Source organism: Coprobacillus cateniformis (assembly GCF_009767585.1).
GTDB lineage: Bacteria > Bacillota_I > Bacilli_A > Erysipelotrichales > Coprobacillaceae > Coprobacillus > Coprobacillus cateniformis.
On sequence record NZ_WSNW01000001.1, the window covers coordinates 2,607,426 to 2,626,201 of the forward strand.

Sequence of the window (18,776 nt, forward strand, 5' to 3'; positions counted from 1 at the left end):
AATTTTTATCAGTAGTTTCTACTATCAAGATATTTACAGAGAAAGTATAAAAGAAACCCTGATAGAATGGAGATGATAAGTGAAACAATTGCTTCAATGAAACATTATGCGACTCAAGTTTTTCTCATAATAAATTAAAAGCATAGTTTTTGAAATCTATGCTTTTTCTAACTTATCTTTCTTGATTGTCAAAATAGAGATTAATATATCTAAAATATAATGGATAGATAAGCCATATAACATCACTGGAATTGGTAAATGATGAAGTGAAGAATCAATATACAGGCTTTCATTACAGATTAATTCTAATGTTGGATCCAGAATTCCTGTAATCGCAATGACACGAGATCTTTTTTTTCTTAAATAATAAGCTGCATCTACCATTGTTTGATTTTTTCCTGAATGACTCACAACAAAGGATAAAACATCTTGTGGTTGGAATGTATCTACATAATGTTGACTTAGAGTATTAAAAGCTTGAGCGCGGATGCCTAAGGTATTTAATTTTAGGCAGGCAGACTGGACTTCTGAATAATTATTATCATTTGCATAAAAATCAATTTGTTTTGCTTGCAACATATAGTTTATTGTTCTGACAAAGGCTTCTTTTTGAATCATATTTTTTGTTTCATGAAAGACTTGATCATAAATCTGAGGAAGAATTTGAATCACATCATCAATTGAACTTTCTTTTGTTAAACGTGAAGATAAATTTTTTTGATGTAACATATATTCTTGAACATAAGTGAGTTGGAAATCATGATACCCAGTAAATCCGAGTTTTTTAGATAATCTAATAATGGTTGGTGAACTGACATAAGTCAATTTAGCTAATTCTTTAGCATTTATATTGAGTAGACATTCTGGATGTTCCTGGATATATTGAACAACATTTTTTTCTTGTGGGGTTAATGTTATTGTTTCAAACAATTCTTTTATCATATGATCACTTCCTACTCTTATTTTATCAAAATAAAACTACCAATGAAATCAAATTTCAAGATAAGAAAATATATTTATAACTCATTGTTAAATATATAAATAGAAATGGTTAGTATAGCGGTTGTTATAGAGATAAATTCGCTATATCCTAAGTTACATCTTTTACCCTTGCAAATTGCTGATGATCTTTCTATTTACTATTTGCTTGAAATAGTTATTATATAGTATGAATTGATGATAGCTTTCAAGAATATTTTAAAAATCATTGTAAAGTAAAAAATGATTGACATCTTGAAAAATGAGTGGTACGATTTATTTGATAAAGAAATTGAATAGGAAATGTCACTGGTAATGCAGGCTAAACCAAAATTAACATTGTTAGTTTTGGTTTTTATATTTATAGGGGGTTTTAAAATGTTACTTAGAAAAAATATAAAAGTAGAAGATGATGGACAAACAATTTATGCACCAGTAAGTGGAAGTGTTATACCAATAGAAGATGTTCATGATGAAGTGTTTTGTCAAAAGATGATGGGAGATGGTCTTGCTATTGAACCAACTGAAGGAAAACTGTATGCACCAGTTTCAGGAATCATTACTGTTGTCTTTCCGACTAAGCATGTGATTGCAATCACTTCTATGGAAGGAATTGATGTTATTATTCATGTTGGTATTGATACGGTTGAATTAAAAGGTACATATTTTCATCCCTATGTGAAAGTAGGAGATAAAGTCAAAGCTGGTGATATGCTGATGTCTATTGATTTAAAAAATATTAAAAAAAGATATCATCCAACAACAATGATTGTAATTGAAAATGATGAAGACTATCAGTTATTCAAGACTGATCATAAAGACATTCAAGCGGCAGGAGAATTGATGAAGGTAAGAAGGTGAGCGTATGATAATAACTAAGCCATTGAATAATAATGTTGTGATGGCCAAAAATAACAAGCAAGAGGAAGTGATTGTTGTAGGGACAGGAATTGGTTTTCATAAAAAAGCAGGTGACGTGATTGATGAACGGAAAATACAGAAAGTGTTTTCTGTTGCTGACAATAATAAATTAGCTGAACTAATTTCACAGATTCCTGGAGTATATATTGAACTGACTGAAAAAATAGTACAATATGCGAGAAGAAAATATCACTTGGAACTCAATCAGAATATTTACTTGGGATTAACAGATCATATTTATTTTGCATTGCAAAGATTACAGGAAAATATAGATTTAGATAATCCATTTCTGATTGATATTCAACACTTTTATCAGCAGGAATATAAGATTGGTTTGTATGCAAAAGAAATGATTCATCGCATGTTTCATATTCAGATTTCAGATGATGAAGTTGGATATATTGCAATGCATATTATTGAAAATGAATTTCAGCAAAAGAGACAGGATTTTGATAAGATATTTAAAGTTGTGAATGAGAGTGTTTGTTTTATTAGAAAGTATTATTTAAAAGATGTGAAGGAAAGTTCTTTAGCTTATACCAGATTGGTCAATCATGTAAAATACTTTGCAAAAAGATACGTAGAAGGTCATGAAAATCAATCACAAAATCGTTTGTTAAAGGAAACAATTCAAGGTGTTTTTCAAAAAGAACAGAAATGTATTAATCGTTTATCTTTGCATTTAAAAGATGAATTTGGGAAAGAAATGAGTGAATCAGAAAAGAATTATTTAATTCTACATTTAAGAAACTGTTGTGAATTAAAAGAATAGGGGTAGTCACTATTAAATTAGGCTAAACTCAGGAGAATCAGTGCACAGATTGTCTTGAGTTTTTATTTTTAAAGGAGGAGATGTGTGAAGAAAAAGTGAAACTTGCTAAAAAAGGAGGAGAAGAAAATGAATAATGATGAAATAGCAAGACGTATTTTAGAGAATGTAGGTGGAAATGAAAATATTGTGAGTATTATGAGTTGTTTTACACGTGTTCGTATTGAAGTCAAAGAAAAAGAGAGAGTTAATGAAGATGTCATCAAAACATTAGAAGGAGTTAAAGGAGCAACATTTTTCAATAAGACTTATCAGATTGTTTTTGGTGGAAAATGCAATGATGTCTATGATGCGTTATCAAAAATTGTGAAGATTAAGGATAATGTGGAAGCAGTTCAAAACAATGAAAATTTTGGCTGGAAGACAGCTTTTGATTATATTACAGGATCAATCCAACCGATTATTCCTGTTTTGATTGGATGTGGTTTAATTCAAGGGATTATTGCTTTGATGTCATATGTGAATATTGATGCAACAACCTATGGCTATCAAATGATCAGTGCCACAGGAAATGCAGGATATTATTTCTTGCCAATACTATTAGGGTTTAGTTCAGCTAAAAAATTAGGTGTGAATCCTTATATTGGAGCGACTTTAGGAGGTATTCTTGTTTATCCTGCTGTTCTTGAATTTGCAAGTCAGGGAACAAGTGCATCTTTCTATGGGTTGCCAGTGAAGTTGGTGACTTATTCATCGACAATGACGCCTATTCTTTTGACAATGCCAGTTGTCTATTGGATTGAAAAAATAGCGAAAAAGATATCTCCTACACTTTTGAAATCGGTGCTTATTCCAGCCATTACAATTATTGGGAGTTTACCACTTATGATTGTTGTGACTGCACCTATAGCCCAAATGATTTCCGAAGTGTTAGGTCAAGGTATTCAATATATTTATAGTCATTTTGCTATTTTAGGAGGATTGATTATTGGGGCAACATGCCCATATTTCGTTTTAACAGGTATCCACCAGGCAACCGCTATTCCAATTGTTTTGAATGAATTAGCATCTGTTGGATATTCCGTTGTTTTTCCAATTTTAGGATTTGGGAATGCTGCAGTAGCTGGTTCGGCTTTAGGTGTTGCCTTAAAAACAAAAAATAAAGAATTAAAAAGTGAAGCATTGAGTTCTACTATTATTGGTGTGATTGGGATTACAGAGCCCGCTCTATATGGTGTCTTGCTGCCAACAAAGAAATCTTTAATTGCGCCAGGTATTATGTCAGGAATTTGTGGTGCATTGTCACTAACTTTTGTTGTGAAAGCAATGGGACTAGGATTATGTGGATTAGGAGGTATACCATTATTTTTAGGTGAAACATTTCTCATTTGGTGTATTTTAATGGTTGTTGCTTATTTAGGAGCAGCCACAATTACATATATAATTGGTTTTGATGATATACCAGAGTAGGGGGAAAATAAAATGAGTTTTTCTAAAAAATATCCACATCTTTTTGAACCATTGCAAGTCAATCAAATGATGATACCTAATCGTATTATCTCTGCTCCTTTAGGTAGTCTGACTGATAAATCAGTGAGCGGAATTGGGATGATTATTCGTGGGACAAGCGGTTCAGTCCCAGGTCCTCGATCAAGAATGGCACCTGGTTCTTATTGTTTTGCGAATATGCAAGAAAGTCAAAAAGTAAGAGAACAAGTTGTAACGATTCAGCAACGTGGTGCAAAAGCAGAATTTGAACTTTGTCATGTTGGTCAATATGCTTATGTTCAGCCTGGAGACTATGCTATTGGGCCAGTTGGTTTTGTACGTGAAGATGGTATTGAAGTGAAAGCAATGGATGAAAACATGATGAATGAAGTTGCTGATGCATTCGCTAAAGGAGCAGTTGATGCAAAAGAGTATGGCTTTGATATGGTGATGTTGCATTTTGGACATGGCTGGTTACCAACTCAATTTCTTTCACCGCATTATAACAAGCGTACAGATGGTTATGGTGGTTGTTTTGAAAATCGTGTGAAATTTCCTATTCAAATTGTGGAGAGAGTCAGACAGGCAGTGGGTCCAGATTATCCTTTAGATATGCGTATTAGTGGTTTTGAATATATCGAGGATGGAACACCTATAGATGAAATTATTCGATTTATTCAACTGATTGAGGATAAGATAGATATGGTACATATTTCATGTGGTTTAGAAAGAGAAATCAAAGCCATGACAAAGATGTCATCTACACCTTATTTTGATCATAAGATCAATGTTCAATGGTCACAAAAAGTCAAAGAATATGTTCATATTCCAGTCGCTGTTGTGGGAGCTATTATGACACCTGAAGAAGCAGAAGAGATTTTAGCAAATCATCAGGCTGATGCTGTTGTGATAGGAAGACAAATCATTGCAGACCCATTTTGGACGAGTAAAGCAATAGAGGAAAAGAGTGAAGATATTGTTCCTTGTTTAAGATGTATGAATTGTTATAATCAATATGCTAGAAATAAAGATAGACATTATGGTATGAAAAGTATCACATGTTGTTCAGTCAATCCTAGATATTTGCATGAACAAAGTGTTCCCGCTGAACTCTCCAAAGCAAAAACTATCAAAAAAGTCTATGTGATTGGTGGTGGACCAGCTGGCTGTAAAGCAGCTTTAACAGCTTATGAGCGAGGTCATCAAGTCATCCTTTTTGAAAAAACTGATGTTTTAGGTGGTCAATTGTCTTGTTCTGAATTTGATAAAAGTAAACAGGATTTAAAGAGATACAAGGATTATCTGATTACACAGATTCATAAATCAAGTATTGAAGTCAGATTACAATGTGATGCTCTTGAAGATATTGATGAAATAAAGACAGGTGATAGTTTAATCGTTGCAGTTGGAGCAAAACCCATCTCTTTAGAGATTGCAGGTATTCAGCAAAAGCATGTTATGGATGCCTTATATGCTTACGGACATCAGAATGAAATAAACCAAAAAGTTGTCATTATTGGTGGTGGTTCGATTGGTTCTGAACTTGCAAAATTATTATGTCATTTAGGGAAAGACGTCACAATTGTTGAAAAGAGTGAGCAATTATGTTCAAATGTTAATGAACATATTCAAACAGGATTACTGGAGAAATTATCTGAGTGTCAAAATCTCAAAATATTTCTCAATTCTCAATGTCTTTCTATCCAAAATCAAAGTGTTGTCATTCAAAATAATACTGATCTACAAGTGATTGAAGCACAAAGTGTTATTGTTGCTGTAGGAATGCAGTCAAGATGCGATATTGTTAATCAATTTTATGGTCTTGTACCAGATATCAATGTTATTGGTGATGCAAAACGTCCTGGAACAGTTGCACAGGCGACACATGATGGATATTATGCAGGAGTTTCTTTGTAAAGATAGTTATTGATTTTAAACTTATAAAACAGTTAGTAAAAGAATATACTTAGTTAATGTATTCCTGATACGTATTCTGTTTTATAGGTTTTTCTTTTTGTGTATAAATAGCTTTGTATTTTACAGGTTAACTTGGCAAATATAGTATGTTTTATCGCTCAAAACGAAATATTATTTTTGATGATATCCTGTTATTGAATCATTTAATAGATATTTCTGGGATTTGATTAAAGGAGCAAAAACACGAAAATCTTTATCATGTCTATCAAAGTAATGAAAAATAAGTACGAGAGGTCTTATTAAATTTTGAAAAGAATTATTCTGGTTGTGATTCATGAAAATAATATTGATAATATTATTTCTACTCTGAAATCAAAAAAGAATGAAAAATAGGAAACTCATAATTTATACTCAAGAATATGAACTTAATAAAGAAAATGGAAATCTGAAAATGAATGGCATATGATAATTAGAAAAAATACTCATAATTCCATAATAAATTTATAAAAATATGAGTTAATGAAATTGAATTACATTAACTTTTTGTTTTTATGAAATTCAATTACAAAATATATTTCTAAGGTGTAAACGTTTTCTCAAATTGTATAAAATATAAGTAGAAAAAGGAGGAATTAAATATGTTAGTTGTTGCTTATATTGGATTTGGGAATAGTGTGTGTCGTTATCATTTACCATATGTAGAAAGAAGAAAAGACATAATTAAGGTGAAGTACATCTATCGAAGAAAAGAAGATAGAGTAGGGGATGAAGAAAGAGAAACATGGTATCCAAATATTACCTTTACATCAGATATTGAGGATGTTATGAATGACTCAGAAGTGAACTTGATTGTTGTCAATACGCCAGATGCTTTCCATGTTTCATATACTATGCAAGCTTTAGAACATGGTAAGAATGTCTTATGTGAAAAACCGTTTGCGATGACAGCAAAGGAAGCAAAAGAGGTTTTTGATTATGCAAAATCTAAGGGATTGGTTGCTATGTCTAATCAGAACAGGCGTTATGACGCTGATATGCGTACTGTTCGTAAGGTTATTGAATCAGGTGTTTTAGGGGATATTGTAGAAGTTGAATCGCATTATGATTATTATCGTCCTAGTATTGCTGAACATAAGGGATATGGTATTCTTTATGGTTTGGCTGTTCATCCAATTGATCAGATAATTGGACAATTTGGTCAACCTAAGAAAGTTGTTTATGATTGTAGAAGTATTGATAATCCTGGATTTGCTGATGATTATTATGACATTGATTTCTTTTATGAAAATGGTATGAAGGCTATTGTCAAAACGAGTTATTATGTTAAATTAGACTATCCTAGATTTATTGTTCATGGTAAGAAGGGAAGTTTTTTAATGCCGTCTTTAGGTCATCAAAGTTCATTAAAACCAAAACCAGGACCAATTGAAATCAGTTTTGATCCATTGCCTGAAGATAAATGGGGAACTTTATCTTATATTGATGATCAAGGAAATGATATAACAAAGAAAGTGCCAACCGAAATAGGTGATTATGGTATTATTTATGACAATTTATATGATGCTATTTTTAATCATGGTGAAAAGATTATTAAAGATGAAGAAGTTATTGAAGTATTAACAATTATTGAAGAAGCAACAAAAGTTGCTAAGGAGGTTTAAATATGAAAGTTGGAATATTAGGAGCAGGAATGATAGTTCATGATATGTTGTCGTTTATTCATGAGGTTGAAGGAGTAGAACTCATTGGTATTTGTGCATTGCCAGTGGAACAAGATAAAATAGAAATACTTGCTAAAGAGCATCATATTGCAAATACATATATTGAATATGATGAAATGTTGAAGAATGATGATATAGAAGTTATCTATATAGCTGTCAATAATCATCTTCATTATGAAATGAGCATGAAAGCTTTAAAAGCCCATAAACATGTTATTTGTGAGAAACCTTTTACAAGTCATATTAAAGAATTAGAAGAATTAAATGCTTATGCAAAAAAAGAAAATTTACTTTTATTGGAAGCAATTTCAACTCAATATTTACCTAATGTATTAAAAATCAAGGAATTATTAAATGAAGTCGGAGATGTTAAAATTGTTTCAGCTAATTATTCACAATATTCTTCTCGTTATAATGCTTTTAAGGAAGGTCAAATTTTACCTGCTTTTGATTATAAAAAATCAGGCGGAGCATTGATGGACTTGAATATTTATAATATCCATTTCTTAGTAGCGTTGTTTGGAGAACCAAAAGATGTTTATTATCAAGCGAATATTGAAAAGGGCATTGATACTTCAGGAATTATTACTTTAAATTATGGAAATTTTAAAGCAGTATTGGTGGGTGCAAAAGATTGCAAAGCACCAATTATGACAAGTGTTCAAGGAGATCAAGGATGTATTCTTTTAGATACGCCTGCTAATAATGTGTCTAACTTTCAATTATTAAAAAATGATAAGAGAGTTTTTCAATATAATGAACAAGATGGAAAGCATCGTATGTATTTTGAATTTGTAGAGTTTGTTAAGATTATAGATAAGAAGGATTATCAAAGAGCACAAGATATGATGGAGAAGAGTCTAATTGCAATGACAATTGCAACTAAAGCAAGACAATCAGCAAATGTTATATTTCCTGCTGATATTAATTAAATATAATTTTTTATGGAGTAATGATATTCTTGAAATTCAAATTAAAGATTGTTGAGTAAGATTATTATTGAGATGAAAATAAAGAAACACTACAATATACTTACTTTGAAATAAGAGTGATAATATTGTTATAAATGTTTAATAAAATGATTCATTCTCTTATATTGCAAAATATATTATAAAAGAAGATAAAATTTATCAGAATCATTTTATATTAGAGTTTTATTATCATAAGAAAGAACTGATATTTTTAAAAGACATGGAAGTGGAAGCTTTAAATTTGCTTATCTCTTGGGTGGGAGTTTTAACAAGTGATTAAAAGTATTTATCAGTTTAAGAAGAAATTACATTCCATAGAAACCTATTTAATTTATGAAAGTATAATTATAAAGGAAAAGGTGATAAAAATATAAAATAATTATCACCTAAAAGCCAAGCTTTATTTTATCCTTTATATTATTATAAATTACTTAGTTATGATTTCAGCTTTGCATAAAGAAATAAAGGAAGGATCACTATTATTTGGACCAACTAAAACAATCATTCCAAATTCATTTTTAATAACTGTTCCTTGACCAACCGTTTGTCCTCCTGCTTTAATATTTACTGAAGTTGTTCCTAATGGTAAGTAAGAACGAATTGCATTTTGGCAATCTGCACCACAACCTTCTGGTGTTGGTACTGGATCTGGTAAAAAACTAATTGAATCATTATAAGTTGAACTTGTGACTCTAAATGCCGCAATTCGACATAATGAAATAGCTTCCTGTGGTTGTCCTTGATTATTAATTAACTGTAGTAATCCAGCATTTGGATTTGTATTTGGCGGTGGAAGTAACTGACCTGCTCGACCACTTGCATTATCACCACTTTCCATGCTAACAATGATATTATTCTCAGGATATAGTTCAATAATTTGACGGAGTACATTTCGCACTTGATCTACACATCCACATTCAATAACATTTGAAGGTCCAGTCGGACCAGTCGGTCCGGTTGTTCCATTAGCACCGGTAGGTCCTGTATTGCCAGTTGCTCCAGTAGGACCAGTGATACCAGTCGCCCCTGTAGGCCCTGTATTACCAGTAGCACCAGTTGGACCAGTGATACCATTAGCGCCTGTTGGTCCAGTCGGTCCAGTTACTCCATTAGCTCCAGTCGGACCAGTTGGACCTGTTGTACCAGTAATACCAGTTGCTCCAGTGCTACCGGTCGCCCCAGTCGCCCCAGTCGCCCCAGTGGCTCCAGTCGGACCAGTTGGGCCTGTTATACCAGTTGAACAGTTAACTATGACTGAGGGACAACAATCACAATCTGACCATCTATTACAATCACAATCTAAACATCTACTGCAATCATAATCATACATATTTTCGTCCATGAATTCACCTCCTATTGTGAATTTTAAATCTCATTTGTAAAATAAATTTCATAACTATTTTAAACTATTGTTATATAGCTATAAATTTCTTAAAAGAAAAGGGCACAACATTTAAAGAAAATCATCTTTATTTGTTATGCCTCTTTTATTTAGTCAATTGAAACACCAGCACTAGCATATCCAGCTACTGTGTTAACCAAACTTAATCCAGTTGCAGTAGCAGTTAATACTAACATCAATCGTGTTTGTGCAGGAACTGGTATAGATAAACCAGTTAATATTCCTTTAGAAATTGATCCAATTGAGAGTATACCTGTTAATGAAGGTGTAAGAGTAATTAACGTACCTGGAATAGCAGTCATTGTGTTGTTAGGAACAGTTGATTGATATAACTGTGCTGTAATTGTAATTGTACTTCCAACTAAAGATAATGCAGCAGTAGTAGAGAAGAAGACATCAATTGCAGTAATGGTTCCATCACGTGGCATTGTAAATGCAAAGTTTGTTAATGTTCCACTTGGGTTAGTTAAATCGATAGTATTACCTACGATTGATAAACCAGGTGCAGAACTTCCAAATCCAACAAAGGCAGGAGTTCCCACTAATCCACCAGCAATAGTTGTTAAACTGACAGGTATTCCAGAAGCAAATGGGATAATTGCAGAAGAACCAGTCGCCCCAGTAGGTCCAGTAGCCCCTGTAGCGCCAGTAGCTCCTGTAGCGCCAGTAGCCCCTGTAGCACCAGTCGCCCCCGTAGGTCCAGTAGCTCCTGTAGGTCCAATAGCACCATCAGCCCCAGTATTACCAGTCGCCCCCGTAGGTCCAGTCGCACCATCAGCTCCAGTGTTACCAGTCGCCCCCGTAGGTCCAGTCGCACCATCAGCTCCAGTATTACCCGTTGCACCAGTAGGTCCAGTCGCCCCAGTCACACCATCAGCCCCAGTATTACCAGTCGCCCCAGTAGGCCCAGTCGCACCATCAGCTCCAGTGTTTCCTGTAGCCCCCGTAGGTCCAGTCGCACCATCAGCCCCAGTATTACCCGTTGCACCCGTAGGTCCAGTAGTTCCAGTGGCTCCAGTAGGTCCAATAGCGCCATCGGCTCCAGTATTACCAGTCGCCCCAGTATTACCAGTCGCTCCATTAGCTCCAGTATTACCTGTAGGCCCAGTTGGCCCTGTAATCCCATTGGCACCAGTAGCCCCAGTAGCACCCGTAGGTCCAGTGATTCCAACACCAGTCGCACCCGTAGGCCCAGTCGGTCCAGTCGCCCCAGTTGGTCCAGTCGCCCCAGTTGGTCCAGTCGCCCCCGTCACACCTGTAGCTCCAGTCGCCCCAGTATTACCCGTAGGCCCAGTAGGTCCAGTTGCTCCTGTTATACCTCTTGGTCCAGGACAACCTCTTGGTCCAGGACAGCCTCTTGGTCCAGTCGCCCCAGTATTACCCGTAGGCCCAGTAGGTCCAGTTGCCCCTGTTATACCTCTTGGTCCAGGACAACCTCTTGGTCCAGTCGCCCCAGTAGGTCCTGTCGCTCCAGTATTACCAGGATATCCCATAGGTCCCATTGGACCGGTTGCTCCTCTAGGTCCAGGACAACCCATAGGACCTGTAGGTCCTGCAGGGCCAGTCACTCCAGTTGGACAGTTTACAATAACGGGTGGACAACAACGACAGCGAGGACACCAAGTACATTTGTTGTTACAACTGTTGTTGCATGAGTTATTACACATGTTATCGTTCATAAATTCACCTCCTTTCGCTTGTTCTAGTTTAATATACGCAAAGTTATAAAACTGAACTATGAGGATATACCCTATTTACAATAAAAAGTATAAATTCCACTTTTGTCCAATGAGAGAAACAAAATAAAAAGACTCTTCCATAAAGAAAGAGTCTTACGATATGCGTTCAAAATAACGCTTGTTATAGAGATAAGATGAATCGTTTGGTTTACATTTTCCAGCTAAATCATTGTAGAATTTGGCTGTTTTATAGTCTTTAATAGCATCATAGCATAAACAGAGTTGAATATATGGAATATAATCATAGCAGTCAGGTGATATAAATGCACCTGATTCATCATTTCTTTCACAAGATAATGCCATTGCATACCAAAAAATGGCTTGCTCATAACACTTTAATTCATAGAAATACTTTCCTAAATCACAACATATTTCAGCTCGTGGAACATCATAACATAAACTATTGAGTAAGGATAGAACGGCTTCTCTCATTTCACCTTTTTGATGATAACAATATCCCAAGAATTGACAAGCAGAAATATTGTTTTCACGCCATCCTTTTCCAGTATTTAAAAATTTCTTGAATTGCGTAATTGCCTCATCATAATATTTATGATAATACAATTCTCTAGCATAGTAGAACATTTCTCTAGGTGAGAATAGAATTCCTTCTTTTTCTTTTGCTTTAAACATTCTTATATTTCTTAAAGGATTCCCTGCTTTTATTTTACGATGAGTAATAGCTATTTCACTATATTCCATTTTACCTCTTGGACTAATAACTTCATGCACAAATCCTTCCCAATAGAATTGGTCTTCTCTTCGCAGTAACCTTTCACGATAATAAGTAAACGTTGGTTTTCCATCATTGTCAAAACCTGTGTTATATCTCATCATCACGACAGATGTTTCTGGAGAAAGTGTTTCTTTTAATTTCATTAATTCTTTTTGATCTGCTTCTAAAAGATCATCGTCTGCATCAAGCCACATGCAATAATCTTGAGTTGCTTTAGAGAAAGAGTAGTTTCTCGCTTTAGAGAAATCATCGCACCATTCAAAATCAAAGATTTTATCTGTGAATTTTGCAGCAATTTCTTTTGTCATATCAGTAGATCCTGTATCTACAATAATAATTTCATCAGCAATATCTTTGATTGAAGATAGAGCTCTTTCCAAAACATCTTCTTCATCTTTAACAATCATACATACACTTATTGTAATCATATATTTCACCAATATAATATATGAGACAATTCATAAAGTGTGCCAGACAAAAGAGAATTAAGAAATCATTATAACCACTTAAATAAAAGTTAAAGAATATAAAAAAGTTCTTGACAATGCAAGAACTTTATTTGTTATATGGGGCGGTCGATGGGAACTTAGCATTTATATATAACAGATAGTAAACAACGTATTTAAGTCATTTAAAAAGTATATCAGCGTATATAGATGTATAACACGATATACTTTTGTTTAGGTTTTGGTGGGAAATTGATTGAATTTTAAAGAACTTTATATAATTTAATCATTCTCCATTGTTCTTTTTTTCATCATATAATATAAAGTTATTAGCAGTACAGTATTTAGAGTAGTCATTAAATTTGTAAATACAAATGCTATTTCAACGTTCTCCTGAAATAAAATGTAGAATCTACCTTATGAAATGAAAAACAACATTTTATATCCCTATGAGAATATTTTATAAAATCAAAATATTATTAATGTTTTTTTCTCTGAATTATAATAATTATTCCATATAATAATTCGATTACAATTAATGCAAAGAATAAATATATAAAGAAATAAAATAACGAAATATTATATTTGAAAAAAACAAAAGATAAAATTAATACAACTATTTGGCTAGATAGAATTAGATTAATTGTTTTTTTTGACATGTAAATAGTTCCTCTTTTATGGGAGTTTCCAACTTACTCTACTTTGACCCAATTTATTAATCTCACTAGTTAAATAACAAGATGAATTAAATCCATCTGGAATCATCAAATATTTTGTTTTAAATGTTAAAGAGGCTTTTGCTGGCCTAGAACTTGTAGCTTTTCCATCAATAATATTGCATGAAACATTTGAAATTGCATAATAAGATGGATTATTTACATCTTCATTATAAACATCTACAATTTCGACTCCACCTGTTATTTTTACGTCTTCATAAAATCCTGTACCATCAAATGCCCCACCTACAACGTGTGGATATAAAGTTCTAGATGGACCAGGAATTGTTCCACTACTCCATCCAGAATCATGTGGATCTGATAGTGTAATCTGTTGGGTTTCTAAAATATCAACGACAATTTTATATTGTTCTTCCTTGTTTTCATATAAAACATAAGACTTTCCAACTTCCATTTCTTTAATGTTAAAGGTTGATTCACCAACACTGTAATTTTCTGTTGCATACACTGAAGAACCATTAATTGTGCAATATCCAATACAAAATGATAGTGTTAAAACTAATATAAATAATTTTTTCATATTATTATCTCCTCTGATTAACTTTGGAATTTCCATGATAATTTTGATTGACCAGTTTTATTTAATTCGGATGTTAAATAATTGTTACATGTTATTCCTAATGCAATTGATGAACTAACCCAAGTCATACTTGCTTTGGCTGTGATAGTTGTGGCAGTGTGGTTTTTAACTCTTACGATTGGGTCCTCAATAATATTAATTGCAAATCCTGTCTCAACTACTGGCTGGTCCGCATTTATGATATGACTAGTCCCGTTTTTATACTCTACATATTCGAAAAATCCCATTTCTTTATGTCCGCCACTTACACCTTCTATATGTGGATATAATTTCAAGACTCCTCCACTAGGAATAGTGCCACTACTCCACCCAGAATTTCCAGTATCATAGTGTGAGACTCCAGAATTCACTGCTAAAACATCAATAACCACTTTATAATTATTTTCATGATCTTCAAAAACAGTAATAGAATCACCTGGTTTAACTCCATCAAGTGACACAGATGTACTGTCTTCAATAATTTTAATATTCTCATTAGATTTTGCAAAAGATATAGTTACAAAACTGTTTAATGTGAGTAAACTAATCAATAAAATACTTATTACTTTTTTCATATAATTTCTCCTTTTTTTGTCATAGTTGTACACTAAATTTTCTTGTAAAAAAATACAGATAGAATGAAACATCCTTCTAATTAATTACTGTTTTAAAATGAAAATACTTAATTGTATCAATTACTGGAAAATTATATTTGATTATATCCAACTCCTTTCTAATACAAATGAAAACGCTTTCTACATTTTTAGTGTATTATATAAATAATATTTTGTCAATATATATATTATTTTATACGACTTAATTGTTTATTTATGTTTTTGTGATATACTAAGAATATATGAAATAGACTTATTATAAGTTTCTATACAATCTGCAAAAGTCTATAAATGAGGTGAGATATGGCAAAGTATTCTAATTATTTATTTAAATTTGATTTACTGATTTTAAGTGTTCTTCAGGAACAAGACAGATATGGATATGAAATATCTAAACTTATAGCTGATAAGACAAACGGATATATTGTGCCAAAACATGGAACCATGTATCCGATTATTTATAAACTTATTGAAGATAAATATATAACTAGCAATACAGTTATAGTAAATAATAAAGCAAGAGTTTATTATCATCTTGAAGATAAAGGAAGGGTTTATCTTCAACAAATCATAGAAGAATATGATAATTTAGTAGAACAAATTAATAATGTAGTTCATGGAGGGGAAAATGAAGGGTAGTTACAAATATTATAAAGATGTAAAAAAATTGTTTCCTATTAATGGAAAACAAGAAAAAATTTATTTAACGCATCTGAAACAACAAATTGACGAATACGGAGATGTTTCCTATAATGATTTAGAGGAGATATTTGGTAATCCTAATCAAATTTATGCATCCTACATAGAATCATTAGATGAAGACGAAGTTATCAGCAAAATGAATTATAAAAAACTATTAAAAAGATTATTTATAACATGTATTATTTGTGTTTTAGTGTTGAGCCTATTTATATTTTATAAAATTAATCAAGAGGCTGATGAAGCAAAAAAACATAGAGTAGATGAAATAGAAAATATTATTGAGGAGAAATAAAAATGAAGAAAATTATATCAGTTATATGTATTGTATGTATAATTTTATTAATGCCAACAAATGTTCATGCAGTGGAAAGAGAATTAAATACATCATATACATATTTAGGAAATGATATTTATATAGAGACCATTATTGAAGAAAATATCTCATTATTTTCTACACAAACTAAAAGTGGTTCAAAAACATTAAATTTTAAAAATTCGGGTAATATATTATTTTCAATAAAAGTGAGTGGCACTTTCACATATACTGGAAGCAGTTCTACATGTACTTCTTCTAGTGTTACTACTTCTGTTACAGATAGTGCATGGAAAATCATGTCTAAATCAGCATCTAAATCCGGAAATATAGCTATTGGATATGCAACAGCAAAAAGATATATGTTTGGTTTTGTTGTAGAAACAAGAAATGAGACTGCAACATTAACTTGCAGTGCTACTGGAGTCTTATCTTAAATCAAAAAATGTATGAACTAATTATTAGGTTCTTACTCGATATTGGGTAAATGAAAACAAGGAAGTTTTAAAATCATTGAATTTATCAATGAAATTAATTCTTCCCTTTTTATTTACATCCTAAAGTAAGAAAGAACCTAATTATTAGTTCATACATTTTTTTTACTTATAAATTTGATAGAAAATCCCATTTTTATAGGTGTAAACCCTTTTATAAAATTTATATCCAAATCATTTTCATTATATGTAATAACAAATTCTTTTATGTTATTAAAACCACTTTGTTGTACTCTACATATAGCAAAATACATAGGTTCATTAATAAAAATTTCAGCCCACGAATCTCTATTTAATGGTAAAGTATACTGCTTTCTGAACATTTTCCAATGTTCATTTTTTATATGCGACCATGAATCGACAACTGTAAAAGTATTTCTGGAGCGTTTTTTATATGCGTACCCATCAAATGTCATTATCTTATTTCTAAATGGATCAGGAACATTAGGATTGATGACTATTGTATAATTGTTAGCACTTAACTCTGCAAGATAATGTAATGATATTTGAGGCTTTTCATATTTTTTTGGTGGATTTATTTTTGAATATATAGAAAAACCCTTGATATACAAGGGTTTTGTTAGTTATATGGGGCGGTCGATGGGAATCGAACCCACGAATGCCAGAGCCACAATCTGGTGTGTTAACCACTTCACCACGACCGCCATATCTACCTCAATTAGGCAAATATGATTATATAAGATTTCAAACATTTTGTAAAGTTATTTTTTAAAAAAGTTGTAGAAACAAAAAAACTATAGGATTGTCTTTCCTATAATTCTTAGAAATGATGTTTCACACGGTCTCTTTCTTCTGCTGCTTTTGCATCATTAAAACGCTCTAATGTTCCTACTAAATATCCAGTAATTCTACGAATTCTTTCAATTGGCTGTGGTTTGAGATGATAATTCATATCAACATAATCACCATCTATTGTTAGTGTGAGACTGACTAAAGTTTCATCTTTATATTTTTCTTTTACATATTGAATATAATTCTTGATTTCTCGATCATCCATTTCACCATTAAGAACTTTGATATCAACATTATCTATTCTTTTCATTATCATCACCATCCTTATCTCTATTATATCGCAATGAGATAATATAACAATAAGAATGCTGGTTATTTTATCCAAATGAGAAAATATTTCCCAAATCGTGTCAAATTATGTTAAAATATGTATATAAATATTTGAGAGGGGAAATACAATGAAAAAAATATTAAAAGTATTAACTATGGCTTTAATGGTATTTGTTCTGACTGGGTGTATGAAACTCAGCATTAATGTTGAAGTTAAAGCTGATAAGACAATGGCAATGGGTATGGAAATCTTAGCTGAGGAATCAATGTTTAAAAGTGCTGGAATGTCTGCTGATGATTATGTTAAACAAATGGAAGATCAAATTAAATCTTCTGAAGGTATGGAGGATGCCAAGACAACTCCAATTGAAAAAACAATAGATGGTTCTAAATGGGTTGGTGTTTCTGTACAAGGAACAGCATCTGCTGATGCATCTGTTAGAATTATTGATAAAGAAGTTAATGGTAAAGATGGAATTGAATTAACTTTACCTATGGATGATTTTAGTGATCAAATGGATATGAGTCAATTAACTTCATATGGATATTCAGTTGAACAAATGAAGAAATTAGGAATGGAAATGAATGTTGTTATTAAAATGCCAGGAAAAGCAACATCAAATGTTGGAACTGTAGATGGAAATACTGTAACTGTTGATTTATTAGATATGATGGCAACTGGCAAATCTAATGATATTATTGTATCATCTGAATTATCAGGTGGTGGAATGGATATGAGCATGATTTTCATTATTGTAGGTGTTGCAGCAATTGCTGGAGTTGTTGCATTTATGTTAATGAAGAAAAAGAAAGAAAATCATGAAGAGGTTTATGATGGGTCACCAATTTCTAAAGCCACTGAAGAAAAAGTGGTTACAGAAGCACCAGTAGTAGAATCAGATGTTGAAGAAAAGATAGAAGCACCTACTGAAGTTGTTAATGAAGAAAAAGTAGAAGTTGTAACTGAACCAAAAGCATATTGTCCAAATTGTGGAACACCAGTTGGAAGTGAAGAAACTTGTCCAAATTGTGGTTTTACTTTAAAGAAATAACGGTTAAGAATTCTTAACCGTTTTTTGTTAATATAAATGATAGTGTAAAATCATAAAAACAAGTGTAATAAGGAGAATAGAGAATAGTTGATTTATTCTCTTGAACATATATTTCATAAAGTCACCTTTCTTAT

17 protein-coding genes and 1 tRNA gene are annotated in these 18,776 nt (G+C 32.2%); 10 read left to right on the forward strand and 8 right to left on the reverse strand.

Features of this window, described 5'->3' with window-relative positions; translation table 11 throughout:
• Positions 1 to 156 precede the first annotated feature (156 nt).
• On the reverse strand, positions 157 to 942 hold the full coding sequence (locus GQF29_RS12785) for a MurR/RpiR family transcriptional regulator (protein WP_008787793.1): 786 nt from the start codon (positions 940 to 942) through the stop codon (positions 157 to 159).
• Positions 943 to 1,356: 414 nt separating this feature from the next.
• Between GQF29_RS12785 and GQF29_RS12790 the strand changes: the two genes are divergently transcribed.
• From GQF29_RS12790 to GQF29_RS12815, 6 genes are all read left to right on the forward strand, one after another.
• Positions 1,357 to 1,839 carry a PTS sugar transporter subunit IIA gene (locus GQF29_RS12790; protein WP_017143862.1) on the forward strand — a complete coding sequence of 161 codons (483 nt, stop codon included), beginning with the start codon at positions 1,357 to 1,359 and terminating at the stop codon, positions 1,837 to 1,839.
• Positions 1,840 to 1,843: 4 nt separating this feature from the next.
• Positions 1,844 to 2,671 (forward strand): PRD domain-containing protein, encoded by an 828-nt coding sequence (locus tag GQF29_RS12795; RefSeq protein WP_008787795.1) that lies wholly within the window; start codon positions 1,844 to 1,846, stop codon positions 2,669 to 2,671.
• Positions 2,672 to 2,797: 126 nt separating this feature from the next.
• Entirely contained in the window at positions 2,798 to 4,138 is a 1,341-nt protein-coding gene (locus GQF29_RS12800) for a PTS transporter subunit EIIC (protein WP_008787796.1), read from the forward strand.
• 12 nt (positions 4,139 to 4,150) lie between these two features.
• Positions 4,151 to 6,073, forward strand: coding sequence for an oxidoreductase (locus GQF29_RS12805; protein WP_054688530.1), 1,923 nt, complete (start codon positions 4,151 to 4,153; stop codon positions 6,071 to 6,073).
• Between the two features lie 638 nt (positions 6,074 to 6,711).
• A complete protein-coding gene (locus GQF29_RS12810; RefSeq protein WP_008787798.1) occupies positions 6,712 to 7,734 on the forward strand; it encodes a Gfo/Idh/MocA family oxidoreductase in 1,023 nt (340 codons plus the stop codon).
• A gap of 2 nt (positions 7,735 to 7,736) precedes the next feature.
• Entirely contained in the window at positions 7,737 to 8,726 is a 990-nt protein-coding gene (locus tag GQF29_RS12815; protein WP_008787799.1) for a Gfo/Idh/MocA family protein, read from the forward strand.
• 466 nt (positions 8,727 to 9,192) lie between these two features.
• Here the strand turns inward: GQF29_RS12815 and GQF29_RS12820 are convergent, their stop codons facing one another.
• The 5 genes from GQF29_RS12820 to GQF29_RS12840 form a co-directional block, all read right to left on the reverse strand.
• Positions 9,193 to 10,107 carry a collagen-like triple helix repeat-containing protein gene (locus tag GQF29_RS12820; RefSeq protein WP_008787800.1) on the reverse strand — a complete coding sequence of 305 codons (915 nt, stop codon included), beginning with the start codon at positions 10,105 to 10,107 and terminating at the stop codon, positions 9,193 to 9,195.
• 149 nt (positions 10,108 to 10,256) lie between these two features.
• Entirely contained in the window at positions 10,257 to 11,846 is a 1,590-nt protein-coding gene (locus tag GQF29_RS12825; RefSeq protein ID WP_160340814.1) for an exosporium glycoprotein BclB-related protein, read from the reverse strand.
• Between the two features lie 153 nt (positions 11,847 to 11,999).
• Positions 12,000 to 13,070: a tetratricopeptide repeat-containing glycosyltransferase family 2 protein gene (locus tag GQF29_RS12830; RefSeq protein ID WP_008787802.1), complete on the reverse strand. Its 1,071-nt coding sequence runs from the start codon at positions 13,068 to 13,070 to the stop codon at positions 12,000 to 12,002.
• 693 nt (positions 13,071 to 13,763) lie between these two features.
• On the reverse strand, positions 13,764 to 14,345 hold the full coding sequence (locus GQF29_RS12835) for a hypothetical protein (RefSeq protein ID WP_160340815.1): 582 nt from the start codon (positions 14,343 to 14,345) through the stop codon (positions 13,764 to 13,766).
• 17 nt (positions 14,346 to 14,362) lie between these two features.
• Positions 14,363 to 14,959, reverse strand: coding sequence for a hypothetical protein (locus tag GQF29_RS12840; protein WP_054688521.1), 597 nt, complete (start codon positions 14,957 to 14,959; stop codon positions 14,363 to 14,365).
• A gap of 342 nt (positions 14,960 to 15,301) precedes the next feature.
• Here GQF29_RS12840 and GQF29_RS12845 point away from each other — a divergent pair, with 342 nt between their 5' ends.
• The 3 genes from GQF29_RS12845 to GQF29_RS12855 are packed head-to-tail and all read left to right on the forward strand — an operon-like array spanning position 15,302 to position 16,450.
• Entirely contained in the window at positions 15,302 to 15,637 is a 336-nt protein-coding gene (locus GQF29_RS12845) for a PadR family transcriptional regulator (RefSeq protein ID WP_054688519.1), read from the forward strand.
• Positions 15,627 to 15,992 (forward strand): DUF6120 family protein, encoded by a 366-nt coding sequence (locus GQF29_RS12850; protein WP_054688518.1) that lies wholly within the window; start codon positions 15,627 to 15,629, stop codon positions 15,990 to 15,992. The genes GQF29_RS12845 and GQF29_RS12850 overlap by 11 nt, the downstream gene beginning before the upstream one ends.
• 2 nt (positions 15,993 to 15,994) lie before the next feature.
• A complete protein-coding gene (locus GQF29_RS12855; RefSeq protein ID WP_054688516.1) occupies positions 15,995 to 16,450 on the forward strand; it encodes a hypothetical protein in 456 nt (151 codons plus the stop codon).
• Positions 16,451 to 17,096: 646 nt separating this feature from the next.
• On the opposite strand, the gene GQF29_RS12860 is transcribed toward GQF29_RS12855, so the two are convergent.
• Positions 17,097 to 17,172 (reverse strand) — tRNA-His (locus GQF29_RS12860).
• Positions 17,173 to 17,288: 116 nt separating this feature from the next.
• A complete protein-coding gene (nrdD, locus tag GQF29_RS19100; protein ID WP_054325277.1) occupies positions 17,289 to 17,570 on the reverse strand; it encodes an anaerobic ribonucleoside-triphosphate reductase in 282 nt (93 codons plus the stop codon).
• 148 nt (positions 17,571 to 17,718) lie between these two features.
• Here nrdD and GQF29_RS12870 point away from each other — a divergent pair, with 148 nt between their 5' ends.
• Complete coding sequence (locus GQF29_RS12870; protein ID WP_054325276.1) at positions 17,719 to 18,642, forward strand: zinc ribbon domain-containing protein; 924 nt, start codon at positions 17,719 to 17,721, stop codon at positions 18,640 to 18,642.
• Positions 18,643 to 18,776 lie beyond the last annotated feature (134 nt).